The following is a 12508-nucleotide window of genomic DNA, read 5'->3' on the forward strand; positions in this document are numbered from 1 at the left end:
TAAGCCGGGCGGTGCGGCGGGTCTTTACGGCGCTGGTGGCGGCGGCGGCGGTGAAGAGGGTATGCAATCAGGCTCTCCTGGCGGAGCCGGAGCTCAAGGTATTTGTCGTGTGTGGTATCAACCAGCTCCGACGGAGCCTGACTTTATTCCAGATGCGATCGACTGGGCGAATTTTAACACCGCTTCTTCTGTGCAAACAATTACCGGCGTTTATCCAAGCATCAATCTTGAAATTTCAGCAGTGTACGGAACGGGAACTCCGACCATTGAATATCGTTTAAGTGGCGGTTCGTGGACGGCCTTTACTCCTGGATCGCCGGCGACGTTAACCGCTGTGACGAACGGTGCGACGTTAGAGTTTCGAGTTTCAGGAACAGCCACCCACACAGCGACAATCACGGTTAAAAATACTTCAAACAGCAATACTGTCTTAGATACTGTTGTAGGAACGGTCGTCGCACTTCCTCAAGAAATTCTGCTGACCTCGGGAACAAGTTGGACGGTGCCGGCGGATTGGAATAGTGCGAACAATACCATCGAATGTATTGGTGCCGGTGGACGCGGATATGCGCAAAATGGAACCAAAGGCGGCGGCGGTGGTGGTGGTGGAGCATACTCTAAAATCACAAATCTTTCGTTAACTGCGGGAGCTAATATCACCTATCAAATCGGCTTGGCCAATGGAACTGTGACAGCGACAGGAACCGCCCATTCCTGGTTTAACGGAACGTCTCTAAGTGCCGCTTCTATTTCTGCTGCGGGCGGAACGTCGCCTACCAGTAATACGGGTGGTGCTGGTGGCCTTGCATCTAATAGCGTGGGAACAGTGAAGTACAACGGTGGTACTGGTGGTACAGCCGATGACTCCGGCGGTGGCGGCGGCGGGGCTGGTGGTCCCAATGGCGCAGGAGCTAACGGAGGTGCCGGTGGAGCCACTCGTGGTGGTCTGGGTGGCGCGGCGGGTGCGGGTTCCGGTGGCAGTGCAGGTGCTCGGGGTGACGAAGATCTTCCTGGTGGTGCCGGGGGTACTGGCGCTGAATGGACAACGGCGGGATCTGGCGGCGGTGGTGGCGGCGGCGGCGCCGGCAATGGTCTTGGTGGAGCTGGTGGAGTTTATGGTGGTGGATCCGGAGGCTCCGGAGACTTCATCACCACCCGATCCAACGGTGGTAATGGCGTCTGCCGCATCTATTACGTGCCTTAAACGTCACCAAGAACACATTTTAAACAGTGAACCACCTTCTGCACGCCGTATATTTTACGGCGTTAGGTACGCGTTGTGCACCTTTGGGCTCGATCAAGAAATGACCCTGAGGAGTTCCAAATGAAGTTTATGTTTGCGACCGTGCTAGTGACTGCTTCTTTTCTGTTACAAGCGTGCTCAGAGCGCTCGGCCGAGAGGGGCGACCTTGAAACTGCCGATAAATTTGGCATTGCGGGTGGCCAGAGTGTGGCCGATGATGATATTTTAGCCGCTTCGACCGTCGCCCTTCGCCTTAAGAACGAGGGGCGTATGATTCCCATTTGTACTGGGACACTTATTTCAGATAGCATCATCCTCACAGCAGCCCACTGCGTGGACACAATGGAAGGAAAAAATCTTAGCGACGAAATGGATGTCGCATTTGATTCCGACGCCAACTCTCAGGAATCGGCGCGAGCAGAGATCGCTAAGATCTTGATACACCCGGCCTATCAAAGCATTGATGACCGAAATCAGCAATTCATACAAAAATGTGATTTCGCTAATTGCGAAGAGGACTATGATAAAACAGGTCACTTCGACTTGGCCCTTATTCTGCTAGCGTCACCCGCGCCGGCGAAAAAGATTCCGACTCGGTTAAATTTGGATTTCAACAAACAAAGTTTTAAGGGCACGATTTTAGGATATGGTCAGCAAAATCCCCAATATCCCGTCGGTGAAAAAGTTTTCGGGACACTTAAAACTTTGGACATCGAAGCCAAATTATCAACGCACAAAACATTTATCGAAGTGATTTCGAAAAAAGGTCAAGGAGCTTGCCCAGGTGATTCGGGCGGCCCCCTTTTTGTAAACGAGAACGGACAGTGGTCTCAAATCGGAGTTACGGGCCACGCAGCGATTGCGGTTGAGAATGAGGATTACGCCTGTTACGCAAAAACTGTTAACTACACCGGACTTTCAAAAGCAAAGGACTGGTTGTTAAATGCGAAGCAAAATATTTCAGATCAAAAAGTGACTTTTAAGGGGCCAGCGAAAGCAAAAATACAGGCGGAAAAAAGCCAAGGCCAAAAAATCTTAAATTCCACTCGTTGGTTGGGCCAGCGCTTAGATAAAATTAAGGCCACTTGTAAAAGTGCGAATGGAAAAATTCGTAGTTCGGTTGAATTTGTGAGCTCTTCATGGTCCAGCAAAAAACTTGAGATTGTAGGATCAATTCGAAGCAGCGTCTTCGCTGAGGGAAAAAATGTTTCCTTTAAACCTGATCCAGATCATCCTAAAGACGTTGGTGGGTCGATATTCCTAGAACAAGACTATCGTGCGGCTATATCAGCTCAGGAGGCCAAAAAGAGCGACATCGAAATCTTAAAGGCGCTGCTTGGAACGAAGCCGTCAGTCACGTTGGGAGCAAGCGTCGATAGTACAATTATTTCTGTTGATGAGACGTATTTCGAGCTCGTCACTAAAAGCCGTGACACTCTGGTTTACCGCTCTGCTCTTGGGCCTGCGACCTATAGTCGTTATATTCCATTGACTGAAGATCATCCCGATAGTGGATCATTTTCGGATAGCGCAATTCAACTTCAGTGTGAGATCAGTTTTAAACTGAAATAAAAGATGATTTCGAAATGGCGCTCGAACCTCGTGGTTCGAGTTAGCTTGGGCATTGGTGCGCGGAGAGGGACTTGAACCCTCACGCTTGCGCATACGCCCCTCAAACGTACGTGTCTACCAATTCCACCATCCGCGCGCACCTATAAGAACTTTTGATAGAGGGAACTAAGACTTTCTTATAAAGGCCCGTCAGAGTCAATAGGATGGCCTTCGCGTTGACCTGGACGCCTCGCAAAAAAATAATCAGGAATTGCCGTAAAAAATAGCAAAAATCTTTTAACCCCCACCATAGGGGTGATCGTCATATCAATAAGAGCATGGACGCTCTTACAAGGAAAACAGGGGACGCTAGGATGGCACTTTCTGATTTCTTAGGCCAGGGAGGGCCGAATAAAGGAGAAGAACATGACTGATTTAAATGATGTTGTGATGTTCTGCCTCTTCTACTCAGGGGTTGTGGTCTCTGCGCTATGGATGACAATCGCGCAAAGACCCATACCGGTAGAAGCGAAGGAACAAAGCAGTTCCAAACGAAGATATTAAAATTTAATTTTTTGCAGTCTTAAGAGGGTTTGGTGGTTCCCCTCTTTGGCTGGGGGGCCGATAAGGCCCCCATTTTTTTGACCTTTTACTTCCAACGATAAGCTAAAGCGGAAAGGGAAATTCCAATAGCCCAAATAGCAATTGGATCCATGGTGAAAAGCTGATAGGCCATCATGGCCACACCCACCCACATCAGTTTAATATTTCCTTCTTTGCGGGCTTTGCGAAATATCCAAACGCCTAAGATCCCGAAAATCAATCCGCCCACAATCGTCCATGGCGATATACTAAAAAGCATTTCTAAATTACGGCGATTCAGTTCATCAAGAGCTTGAATGTTTTCTTCCATGCACCTATCTCAGCATGGGCATTGTCAGGCAGCAAGTGATTAAAAGTTAGCCTCGAAAAAGAAATCAAGTTAACGTTAGGATCTTCAAGGAGCATGTCATGAAATATCTTGTTGGGGCTTCGATAGTCTTTTTAACTTCTTTAGTGGGATGTTCAACGCCAGTAAAGAAAACGGTTTCCACACCAAAAGTTCAAGGTGGTCATGCGGATGTGAATGGCATCAAGATGTATTACGAAATTCATGGCGATAAGCCGGGGACACCCCTGGTACTTTTACATGGCGGAGGATCGAGCATCGACGTCACTTACAGCAAAGTGCTGCCTTTTTTTAGTGCCCAACGCAAAGTGATTGCCCTGGATGAACAGGGGCATGGCCGCAGCAGTGATCGTCCCGGACCGGTGGTTTTTGAAACCTCTGCCGATGATGTCGCCGCAAGATGGATTTTTTGAATATTTGAATAAGACCGATTTTTCACAGATGCCGCAGCCGTTAAAGGAGGCATTCTTAAAAATAAATCCAGATCCCGCCAAACTCAAAATCATGCATGATAAGGATTTAGCGCGCATTCGGGGATTTAAGGATATTCCGGATAAGTCCATGAGGTCAATTAAAGCGCCAACCTTGTTTGTCAGTGGCGATCGCGATGTTTCAAAAATAGAGCATCTTGTGGATCTTACCAAGTCTGTCAAGGGATCTCGTCTGTTGGTCATCCCGGGAGGTCATGGCGATTTCCTAGGTGAATTGGTTATGGCCCATGGTGAAAGCGGTATGCCTCAGTTTACTGCGGGCATGATCAATACGTTTTTAGACCAGAGTGAGCTTTTGGAATAAAAAAAGAGAAGCTTATAAGGCTTCTCTTTTTTGAACGTTTAATTTTTAAATCAAAAACTAAAGTTTGATATCCAAAGTGATGTAATCAACGTCCACTTGGCCGAAAGATTTTTCGATAGCATCGTAACGTTCAGAAACTTGATAAGCTTGGAATGAAACATCTAAAACAACGCTGTTGTCTTTGTTAGCTTGGCCCACCAAGAAGGCGCCTGAGTTTTGAAGAGCTAGGCGTACAAGACCTTTTTCGTCCACTTCGAATTTACCTGTAAGGTTTTGGTTCACGCTGACAGTGTAAAGGCTATTAGTTTGAATGACTCCTGAAGTTAAAGTGCCAGTGGCGTAAACTTTAGCTGTTTCTTGGTTGTAAGACAAAGCCACACCGTGGATAGGTGTTTTCGTGATTTGTGCTGCCATTGCAAGGGAGCTAAAAGAAAGAGCGATTGAAGCCAATAAAACTTTAAGTGTCATAAATATCTCCTGGTGTTTAGAAGGGCCCACTTCTACCTAAAAAACCCAGAATCGCCTATTAAAATCTTAAAAAAAGGGCCCGGAAGGGCCCATTTTGAACATTTAACGAGAAAGAGTCGGACTTTGCTGCTGCTGTTGCGGCTGAGTTTGTAATTGTTGCTGGCGTAATTGTAAATCACGACGGTATTGCTCTTGATTGTCGCGAATGGAGTTCTGTTGGCGTTCAATCTCATTTTGTCCTTGCAGCAAGGGTGAAGTCGGCGAAGTCGAAGGGGAGTTGGTAGGTCCTTGTTGAGTTCCCAATCCGGATGAACTTGAAGGCAATGTTGTTGATGGCATTGCCGTTGTACCCGTGGAACTTGGTGCGGTCCCAATGCTGCCGCCCGCAGCGCCAGTGCCGATATTTCCACCCGCACTTGAGCCACCGGCTCCGCCGCTTTGAGCGTGGCTTAAGTTTAAAGCTCCTAATAAAGTCAGACAGATCACTAACGATGTTTTCATAAAACCTCCTTAGGTTTTTCAGAGTCATTTAAGGCTTGAATTTCATCGGAAGACGTCACTTCTGTCGGGCGTAAATCTTCAATGGCGGGGCCATTGAGAACTTCGCCGGTGGCAGCGAATCGTGATCCGTGACAAGGGCAGTCCCACGTTTTTTCGGCTTGGTTCCAGTGCACAACGCCACCCAAGTGAGGACACACCGCACTCATGGCGTGAATTTTATTGTTCTGATCGCAGTACAAAGCAACCGGAGATCCTTTGTGGCGGGTCAATGTTCCTTCGCCAGGTAAAAGCGAGTCTTTGGCAATTTCATCTTCCAGATAAAACCAATCCAGATATTGTACAAAGGTGTTCGCGGTTTCGCTAATAAGGTCACGAGCACCCCGCGCTTTTAAACGAACCGGAGAATAAAGTTCTTCCCATTCATTCGGAGCGCCATCGATAAGGTCACGAAAGATCATGGCGGCAATGGCCGCATGAGTCAGCCCGTGCCCGGAATCACCGGTGCACATATAAATATGTTCTTGCCCGGGGCTCCGCCCTATATAAGCAAGTCCATCTACGGGTTCAATGATTTGGCCTGACCACTTCATTGAGACCGGGACTGTCATATCAAGGGCATGTCGCGCCCAGATTTCTAAATCGGAAAATCGTTGTTCCGGATTATTATCTTGTCCCACACGGCGATCTTGTCCACCGACTAAGACCGTGTCTTTGTCTTCCGAGGTTCCGGGGATGAGTCGGACGTAGTGATACGGATCTTGCGTGTCCCACATCAAGTAATCAGGAAAGCTTCCGGCTTGCACTTCAAAGCCTATGACATAGCTGCGATAGGCGGCATCTTTAGTGGGAAAAACAAATCGATCGTGGATCGGGATATGAGTCGCCACGATGATGTTTTTAGCATAGACAAAAAAACCCTGCGCGGTTTTGATAAACGGTTTATCGCCGCCTCCAATACCCACGGCTTTAGTGAGGGTGTAAATCTCTCCGCCCATGCGTTCGATCGCTGTCCATAAGCCGCGTAAGAATTTAAGGGCATGGATGCGTGCTTGGTTGGGATATTCAATCGCGGGCCCTAAATCTGAAAAAAGAGGATTGCGGTGCAAAAAGCGAATGCCCTCGAAACCTATTTTTTGCGAGGCGGCCCATTCTTTGTTTAAGGTTTTTTGGGATTCTTGTTTTTCAAAAAGATAACCTTTGATTCTACGAAAATCACAATCGATGCCTTCTTCTTCGATGATCTTTTCAATCAACGAAATCGCATCCGCATGGCTTTGCACAGCTTTCTTTGCGCCCTCGACGCCAAAAAGTTTGATAAGTTCGTCAATACCCTCGTCCAAAACGTTAGAAAGATGTGCGCTCGTATGTGCGGTTTCGTTTTCTCCAAAAGGTTCTTTATCGATCATGACGACTTGATGTCCATGCTTCAGCAAGATATAGGCACTTAATGATCCGGCAATCCCACCACCGACAACACACACATCGGTGTGCCGGTCCGCACTTAACGGTAAAGTGACGGGGGGCTCGATTTCTTGCCAGTAAGAGCGTGTATTTTGCTGAAGATGGAACATACAAAGTCCTCCTAGTGTTGCGAAGCGTGGCTAGATTGATCTGCCGATCTGCCGGTGTGGCGTCCTTCGGCGAACTCTTCAATCATTTTTTTATTAAATGCTGGAATGTCATCAGGTTTACGACTTGTAACCAGGCCATTATCGGTTATGACTTCGGCATCATGCCAGTCTCCGCCGGCGTTGATGATGTCGGTTTTAACGGACGGGAACGAGGTCACACGGCGACCCGATAAAATTCCGGTCTCGATAAGGAGCTGTGGTCCGTGGCAAATAGCGGCGATGGGTTTTTCATCATCCACAAAGCTTTGCGCGAACGCCACCGCTTTTTCATCGTTGCGAAGTTTGTCGGGATTCATCACGCCTCCCGGTAGTAAAAGAGCGTCAAAATCTTCGGCGTCGGCTTCGTCTAAGGAAAGATCGACGGCAATAGATTTTCCCCAATTTTTATCTTTCCATGCTTTGATTTCGCCTTTTTTAAGCGAAACCACAGTCGTTTGCGCACCGGCTTCATCCAGAGCTTTTTTGGGGTCAAATAATTCGGATTCTTCAAATCCGTCGGTAGCGAGAATTGCGACTTTTCGTCCTTTTAATGATTGTGCCATTGATTCCTCCTTGGCGTTAAAATTAAGGCGGCCCCCGAAGGAGCCGCTAAGAGATTAATGGCCCGGTGTTGAACCCGAGCTTGACGATTTTTTCGTAGAGCTGGTGTTTACAGATCGATCACGATTGCCGCTCCCAAAATCACCCCGATCAGAAACTTCAGAATCCATCGAACGTTTTACGCGGATGTTGTTAGTCACGTCTTTGACGCCAAAACATTGTTCCGCACAATCCTCGGCAAGATGTTTCATGCGACGTTCTGAGACGCTTCCGGTCAATGTGACTTCTCCGTCTTTAACTTCAACATCAATTTCATCGGCATCGATTCCGGAGTGGCGAGTTAACATTTCGCAAACTTCTTCGCGGATGCGTTCATCAGAACGTTTAAAGTTTTTTGGACCACGTCCGTAATAGCTGTTGTCTTTTTCTGTTTCTTCAGACGGAGACCATGATCCTTGGGTCGCACCATAAGATGTTCCTTGGGACGTTCTTTCATTGCGAGTTGATTCCTGACGTCCATAATCTTGGCGAGATCGACGTTGTTGGGGATGCATGCCGGTATCCCAGCTTGCTTGGCCTGAACTTGTCGTGCCGTAAGCACCTTGGCCCCGGCTGTAACGGTCTGAATCGTAAGACGAAGGCGTCGTGCGTTCCCGATCTGGGTTGTAGTTCGTCGAACCATAGTAGTTGTGATAGTTTTGATCGTAACGATAATGATCGTTATAACCTCGGATATCTGACGAATCACGGCGGGAAGAATAATTTTCCTCATCGGTTTCGTTCCGGTAACCAGAGCGATCGTCCATTGGGTCTCGGTCATACCAGTCACCACGTCCGCCAGCATTGCGTTCGCTATAACCATAGTCCCGATCTTGGTTGTTGCGATTTTGGTTTTGGTTATTTCTGTTTTGTCTTTCTCGGTCGAATCTTTGATTTCTCATAAAGTCCTCCTTTAAGGATAGTTCACTCATGCGAACAATATTTTCGACCCAAAAACTAAAAGATAAAAGAAAGACTGTCGTTACTGCCAATAATACAATTCCTTACATCAATGTATGAAAGTTCACGATCTGATGATTAGTTTTATTGCTCACTTGAAATTAAACGCACCGCTCACGGGAGTATCGTCTTGCTAGAAAACAACCTCCGCTTTTTTACGTTTAGAAAAGTGTAAGACTCCTTTATTTTAATTTACGACATAAGGAGGCGTTACCATGATCAAAAGGTTGATTATTATTTTCTCTCTGACTCTTTCATCTGTGGGTTTTGCTAAGACCGCCGAAGACCAAGGGCGTAATGCACGGGACACCGAATTAACACGGAGTATTCGTGAGCAAATCGTGGCGGATCAAAATCTTTCTATGCGTGCAAAAAACATTACCATTATTTCTAAAAACGGACTTGTGACTTTAAAAGGAGCCGTGGCTACCAATCAAGAGCAATCCCGGGTTGAGGAAATCGCGAAAAAATCATCAGGCACAAAAAGTGTCGTGAACCAAACAGAAGTTTCAACTAATTACTAGGAGGTTCTTATGAAACAAGGAAGAAAAGTGATTTTTGGTATTTTTGATAACAGAACAAGTCTTGAAAACTGTGTGTCCACTCTTCGAGCGGAAGGATTTCGTCCTGAAGACGTTTCGGTCTTAATGGCGGAAAAAGGCGACACCATGACTTTTGCTCACGAAAAGGGAACGAAAGCTCCTGAAGGTGCGGCATTAGGCGGTGGAGCTGGTGCGTTGGTCGGCGGAACTTTAGGTTGGCTTGTAGGTATTGGCGCGATCGCGACCATTCCGGCTTTGGGACCTTTGGTGGCGGCGGGGCCCATCATGGCGGCCTTGGCCGGTGTCGGCGTTGGGGGTGCCGTTGGCGGTGTGGCTGGTGCTTTAGGTGGTATCGGGATTCCGGAATATGAAGCTAAACGTTATGAAAAATTCGTTCAAGACGGCGGTATTTTACTTTCAGTTCACGTTGATGACGGGGATTGGAAAGATAAAGCCGAAGATATCCTTGAAGCCTCGGGCGCCCGCGATATTTCTAGCACAAGCGAAGTAAGTCAAAAACTTTATAAAGACGCTTCTCACCGCAACTATCATCCTTAATTTTTTGTAGTACCGCTCCCGGGCCTTGAGCTCGGGAGCTTTTTAGAGGTCCGGATGAAATCAAAAGTTTTCAAGTCAAAAAAGTTTCGCATCAGTTTGGGTATCATTGTCGTTTTATTGATTGCCTTGCGAGTCGCCCTTCCAGAAATTATTAAAAAACAACTCAATGATTTTTTAGCAAACTTTTCTCAAGTGTATTCGTTTCACGTGGCCGACGTGGACTTAAGCATTTTGCGTGGCGCATATCGCTTAGAAGGTGTGGAGGGGCGTCTAAAAAAAGTGGACCAAGATTTTTTGAAAATCGAGTACGTCGATATCTCGGTATCTTGGCGAGACCTCTTTCGCGGCCATCTAAGAACCGATATCTTTGGTCAAGGTGTTGAATTCAAAGGCACCCAGGCCTTTTTACAAGCTATTAAAGACCAAAGTGCGGCTTCTAAGAAAGATGCTCAAGAATTGGGAAATAAAGTCTTTCCATTGCGTATCTCTCGCATTGATTTAAGAAACTCTAAGGCCACTATTGAAGATGTCAACGGTATCCCGGAAGAGCTGCGCTTGCGCTTAACCAACATCGACGGTCGAGTTTCTAATGTGACGGCGACCGAAAGGGAACCGAACTCGTTTATAAACTTACGCGCGGTTTTACAAGATTCGGCCACGGCCGTTATCGTCGGGGAAGTTGATCAAAAACAGGCACCTGCAGAATATTTATTCTCATTAGAAATGAAAGGGCTGGACCTTATTTCGTTAAATCCATTTTTGCAGCGTCGTGTGCCTTTGACCTTTAAGAAGGGACAGGGGGATGTTTACGCCGAAATTAAAGGCGAAAACGGAAATCTGTACGGGTATGTAAAACCGTTTGTTAAAGATGTAGAGATGATGGGGGATGAGGGGGACTTTAAAGGTATTAAGCATTGGAGCCTTGAAGTCGCCACCGCATTTAGTAACTTCATCTTAAAAAGTCCCCGCGATAAGTCCGTCGCAACCAAGTTTAATTTTTCGTATGAAGCGGATCAGTTTAACTGGAATTTAGGCGAAGTCTTAGGAAAAGCATTTAGTCACGGTTTTGGCGAAGGTCTTCAGCCCGGATTGGACGATCAATTCCATATGAAGACCAAAGCCCCCATCGAAAAAAAATCTAAAGAAAATCCAAAACAACCATAGAAGGAGTATGTATGAAAAAACTTTTGGGAATCAGCAGTCTAGCCGTTGCCGCACTTATTGTTGGGTGCTCGCATTCAGCAAAAAAAGAAGCAGCCAATACGACCAGTATTGAATCAAAGCAAGTCGCCGTAGAACAAGAAGCTTCTTACGTGACGGAGTTTTCTTTCAATAAAGGGTCTGCGACTTTAACAAGTGCAGCTAAAGAAGATCTGCGCCGTATGATCAACCAAGCTAAAGCGCAAGGTGACATCAAAGAAATTAAGGTTATTACGTGGGGGGATTCAGAATACCCATCAACCAATACCAAAAAACTTTCAAAAGCTGAAATTGACCTCGTCAAAAAACGTAACAAAGCGATTTCAGATTACGCCAAAACAGTTTCTGAAGGAATCGATGTGGATACACACAGCATGGCCGAGCGTCCAGGGGCTTTGAAAGAACTTTTCAGCACCTCGGATGCACGAATCAAAAAATCTTTAGAAACGGCGGGTATTCCGACGACCGACACCGCAGTCAAAGTTCCTTCAAAAGCATCAAAATCAATCGTGATGGTCATTCGCGAATAAATTTGGCTTTGCCGGTGTAGACTTATGACATGGGCGTGGGGCAAATTTCTTTGTCCTACGCCATTTTTTTTGTTCAAAAGGCTTTTCTTTTCAGTTGAGACTGGCCTGGAATATGCTTTCTTAAAAGGCGTGTGACTTGATTGTAAAGGAGGCAGTTATGTTAATGCATTCGAATATTCCAGAAAATCAATGGAATGACGTTAAAGGCGAGATCCAAAAAACTTGGAATAAGCTCAATGCTGCCGAATTAGAAAAAACTCATGGTGATGTACGGGCTATTTCAAGCTTAGTACAGAAACGATACGGACTGACCAGCGATGTGGTCGATCAAAAAATTGATGAATGTATTGATCGTTGTGGTACGGCGGCCGGTCCGGCAAGTTTCAGATCATCATCGGCATCTAGTGCAGGCCCCGCTGATTTAGGATCCAATGTTGATCCTTCATCGCTTTCTGCATCTATTAACCAAACAAGCTCTGGAAACGTTCACAGCCGGTCTTTTGAGGCACCGGAAGAGGGAATGGATTCCGCCGAGAGCTTGCATGCTTCTTGGAATGAAGGTGGCGATAGAGTCCCTGATGACTTTGATCTAAGCCGAGATTCAAGAATGGCTGAGGATGTAACAACGAATGAACCAAAACGTTATGGTTCGTCAGAAGGGCCGTTCAATGACTCTAGATCCGAAGCGGGACAAGCCGGAAATTCCGGTCGATCCCAAGCCTTTGAAGGATCAGCCGGAATTTCCAGCCGATCCGAAACCGTTTCAAAATCAGCGCGAAATCAAGAAGGATCCAGTGTCTCGCGATCCCAATCACGAGATAGAGAATCCGACTTCGCGCAAAACTCCCGAAATTCCGAAGATTCCTCCCAAGAAGAATAAGTAAAACTTCTTAATCAGGAATAACTGAGATACGGATTTCGAGATTAAGACCTTCCTCTTTCAGAGGAAGGTCTTTTTTTATGGTCCGTTGGAGGGGCACATTTATTCCACGAGAGTAGCT

General features: G+C 46.6%; 14 protein-coding genes, 1 tRNA gene and 1 pseudogene. 9 read left to right on the forward strand and 7 right to left on the reverse strand.

Annotation, left to right across the window (positions count from 1 at the left end; genetic code table 11):
* Both AZI86_RS12395 and AZI86_RS12400 read left to right on the forward strand, forming a co-directional pair.
* Nucleotides 1-1204: pseudogene (locus AZI86_RS12395) on the forward strand (hypothetical protein); the annotation flags it as partial.
* Nucleotides 1205-1324: 120 nt separating this feature from the next.
* Nucleotides 1325-2815 carry a S1 family peptidase gene (locus tag AZI86_RS12400; protein WP_061835521.1) on the forward strand — a complete coding sequence of 497 codons (1491 nt, stop codon included), beginning with the start codon at nucleotides 1325-1327 and terminating at the stop codon, nucleotides 2813-2815.
* A 53-nt stretch (nucleotides 2816-2868) separates the two neighbouring features.
* On the opposite strand, the gene AZI86_RS12405 is transcribed toward AZI86_RS12400, so the two are convergent.
* Both AZI86_RS12405 and AZI86_RS12410 read right to left on the reverse strand, forming a co-directional pair.
* Nucleotides 2869-2951, reverse strand: a tRNA-Leu gene (locus AZI86_RS12405).
* 492 nt (nucleotides 2952-3443) lie between these two features.
* Nucleotides 3444-3707 (reverse strand): hypothetical protein, encoded by a 264-nt coding sequence (locus AZI86_RS12410; protein WP_061835522.1) that lies wholly within the window; start codon nucleotides 3705-3707, stop codon nucleotides 3444-3446.
* A gap of 98 nt (nucleotides 3708-3805) precedes the next feature.
* On the opposite strand from AZI86_RS12410, the gene AZI86_RS19390 reads away from it, so the two are divergent.
* Both AZI86_RS19390 and AZI86_RS19395 read left to right on the forward strand, forming a co-directional pair.
* Complete coding sequence (locus tag AZI86_RS19390) at nucleotides 3806-4156, forward strand: alpha/beta fold hydrolase (RefSeq protein WP_061835523.1); 351 nt, start codon at nucleotides 3806-3808, stop codon at nucleotides 4154-4156.
* On the forward strand, nucleotides 4128-4538 hold the full coding sequence (locus AZI86_RS19395; protein ID WP_216635914.1) for an alpha/beta fold hydrolase: 411 nt from the start codon (nucleotides 4128-4130) through the stop codon (nucleotides 4536-4538). Before AZI86_RS19390 ends, AZI86_RS19395 begins: the two co-directional genes overlap by 29 nt.
* Before the next feature lie 57 nt (nucleotides 4539-4595).
* Here the strand turns inward: AZI86_RS19395 and AZI86_RS12425 are convergent, their stop codons facing one another.
* The 5 genes from AZI86_RS12425 to AZI86_RS12445 form a co-directional block, all read right to left on the reverse strand.
* Nucleotides 4596-5006 (reverse strand): hypothetical protein, encoded by a 411-nt coding sequence (locus AZI86_RS12425; RefSeq protein ID WP_061835525.1) that lies wholly within the window; start codon nucleotides 5004-5006, stop codon nucleotides 4596-4598.
* A 102-nt stretch (nucleotides 5007-5108) separates the two neighbouring features.
* Complete coding sequence (locus AZI86_RS12430) at nucleotides 5109-5507, reverse strand: hypothetical protein (protein ID WP_061835526.1); 399 nt, start codon at nucleotides 5505-5507, stop codon at nucleotides 5109-5111.
* Entirely contained in the window at nucleotides 5504-7078 is a 1575-nt protein-coding gene (locus AZI86_RS12435) for an FAD-dependent oxidoreductase (protein ID WP_061835527.1), read from the reverse strand. Before AZI86_RS12435 ends, AZI86_RS12430 begins: the two co-directional genes overlap by 4 nt.
* 11 nt (nucleotides 7079-7089) lie before the next feature.
* Nucleotides 7090-7680 (reverse strand): type 1 glutamine amidotransferase domain-containing protein, encoded by a 591-nt coding sequence (locus AZI86_RS12440; protein WP_061835528.1) that lies wholly within the window; start codon nucleotides 7678-7680, stop codon nucleotides 7090-7092.
* 54 nt (nucleotides 7681-7734) lie between these two features.
* Complete coding sequence (locus AZI86_RS12445) at nucleotides 7735-8619, reverse strand: BON domain-containing protein (RefSeq protein ID WP_061835529.1); 885 nt, start codon at nucleotides 8617-8619, stop codon at nucleotides 7735-7737.
* A gap of 273 nt (nucleotides 8620-8892) precedes the next feature.
* Between AZI86_RS12445 and AZI86_RS12450 the strand changes: the two genes are divergently transcribed.
* The 5 genes from AZI86_RS12450 to AZI86_RS12470 all read left to right on the forward strand — a co-directional run bounded on the left by AZI86_RS12450 (nucleotide 8893) and on the right by AZI86_RS12470 (nucleotide 12387).
* Complete coding sequence (locus AZI86_RS12450) at nucleotides 8893-9201, forward strand: BON domain-containing protein (protein ID WP_061835530.1); 309 nt, start codon at nucleotides 8893-8895, stop codon at nucleotides 9199-9201.
* Nucleotides 9202-9210: 9 nt separating this feature from the next.
* Nucleotides 9211-9777, forward strand: coding sequence for a hypothetical protein (locus tag AZI86_RS12455; RefSeq protein ID WP_061835531.1), 567 nt, complete (start codon nucleotides 9211-9213; stop codon nucleotides 9775-9777).
* 54 nt (nucleotides 9778-9831) lie between these two features.
* Nucleotides 9832-10941 (forward strand): DUF748 domain-containing protein, encoded by a 1110-nt coding sequence (locus AZI86_RS12460; RefSeq protein ID WP_061835532.1) that lies wholly within the window; start codon nucleotides 9832-9834, stop codon nucleotides 10939-10941.
* Between the two features lie 11 nt (nucleotides 10942-10952).
* A complete protein-coding gene (locus tag AZI86_RS12465; RefSeq protein WP_061835533.1) occupies nucleotides 10953-11507 on the forward strand; it encodes a hypothetical protein in 555 nt (184 codons plus the stop codon).
* Between the two features lie 157 nt (nucleotides 11508-11664).
* The gene (locus AZI86_RS12470; protein ID WP_061835534.1) at nucleotides 11665-12387 is read left to right on the forward strand and encodes a CsbD family protein; all 723 of its coding nucleotides are present in this window, start codon (nucleotides 11665-11667) and stop codon (nucleotides 12385-12387) included.
* The last annotated feature ends 121 nt before the right edge of the window (nucleotides 12388-12508 follow it).

The organism is Bdellovibrio bacteriovorus (genome assembly GCF_001592735.1).
Taxonomy (GTDB): domain Bacteria; phylum Bdellovibrionota; class Bdellovibrionia; order Bdellovibrionales; family Bdellovibrionaceae; genus Bdellovibrio; species Bdellovibrio bacteriovorus_D.

Coding starts and splice junctions, on each gene's coding strand:
- AZI86_RS12400 (WP_061835521.1), top strand. CDS start 1,325: ATGAAGTTTATGTTTGCGACCGTGCTAGTGACTGCTTCTTTTCTGTTA.
- AZI86_RS12410 (WP_061835522.1), bottom strand. CDS start 3,707: ATGGAAGAAAACATTCAAGCTCTTGATGAACTGAATCGCCGTAATTTA.
- AZI86_RS19390 (WP_061835523.1), top strand. CDS start 3,806: ATGAAATATCTTGTTGGGGCTTCGATAGTCTTTTTAACTTCTTTAGTG.
- AZI86_RS19395 (WP_216635914.1), top strand. CDS start 4,128: ATGATGTCGCCGCAAGATGGATTTTTTGAATATTTGAATAAGACCGAT.
- AZI86_RS12425 (WP_061835525.1), bottom strand. CDS start 5,006: ATGACACTTAAAGTTTTATTGGCTTCAATCGCTCTTTCTTTTAGCTCC.
- AZI86_RS12430 (WP_061835526.1), bottom strand. CDS start 5,507: ATGAAAACATCGTTAGTGATCTGTCTGACTTTATTAGGAGCTTTAAAC.
- AZI86_RS12435 (WP_061835527.1), bottom strand. CDS start 7,078: ATGTTCCATCTTCAGCAAAATACACGCTCTTACTGGCAAGAAATCGAG.
- AZI86_RS12440 (WP_061835528.1), bottom strand. CDS start 7,680: ATGGCACAATCATTAAAAGGACGAAAAGTCGCAATTCTCGCTACCGAC.
- AZI86_RS12445 (WP_061835529.1), bottom strand. CDS start 8,619: ATGAGAAATCAAAGATTCGACCGAGAAAGACAAAACAGAAATAACCAA.
- AZI86_RS12450 (WP_061835530.1), top strand. CDS start 8,893: ATGATCAAAAGGTTGATTATTATTTTCTCTCTGACTCTTTCATCTGTG.
- AZI86_RS12455 (WP_061835531.1), top strand. CDS start 9,211: ATGAAACAAGGAAGAAAAGTGATTTTTGGTATTTTTGATAACAGAACA.
- AZI86_RS12460 (WP_061835532.1), top strand. CDS start 9,832: ATGAAATCAAAAGTTTTCAAGTCAAAAAAGTTTCGCATCAGTTTGGGT.
- AZI86_RS12465 (WP_061835533.1), top strand. CDS start 10,953: ATGAAAAAACTTTTGGGAATCAGCAGTCTAGCCGTTGCCGCACTTATT.
- AZI86_RS12470 (WP_061835534.1), top strand. CDS start 11,665: ATGTTAATGCATTCGAATATTCCAGAAAATCAATGGAATGACGTTAAA.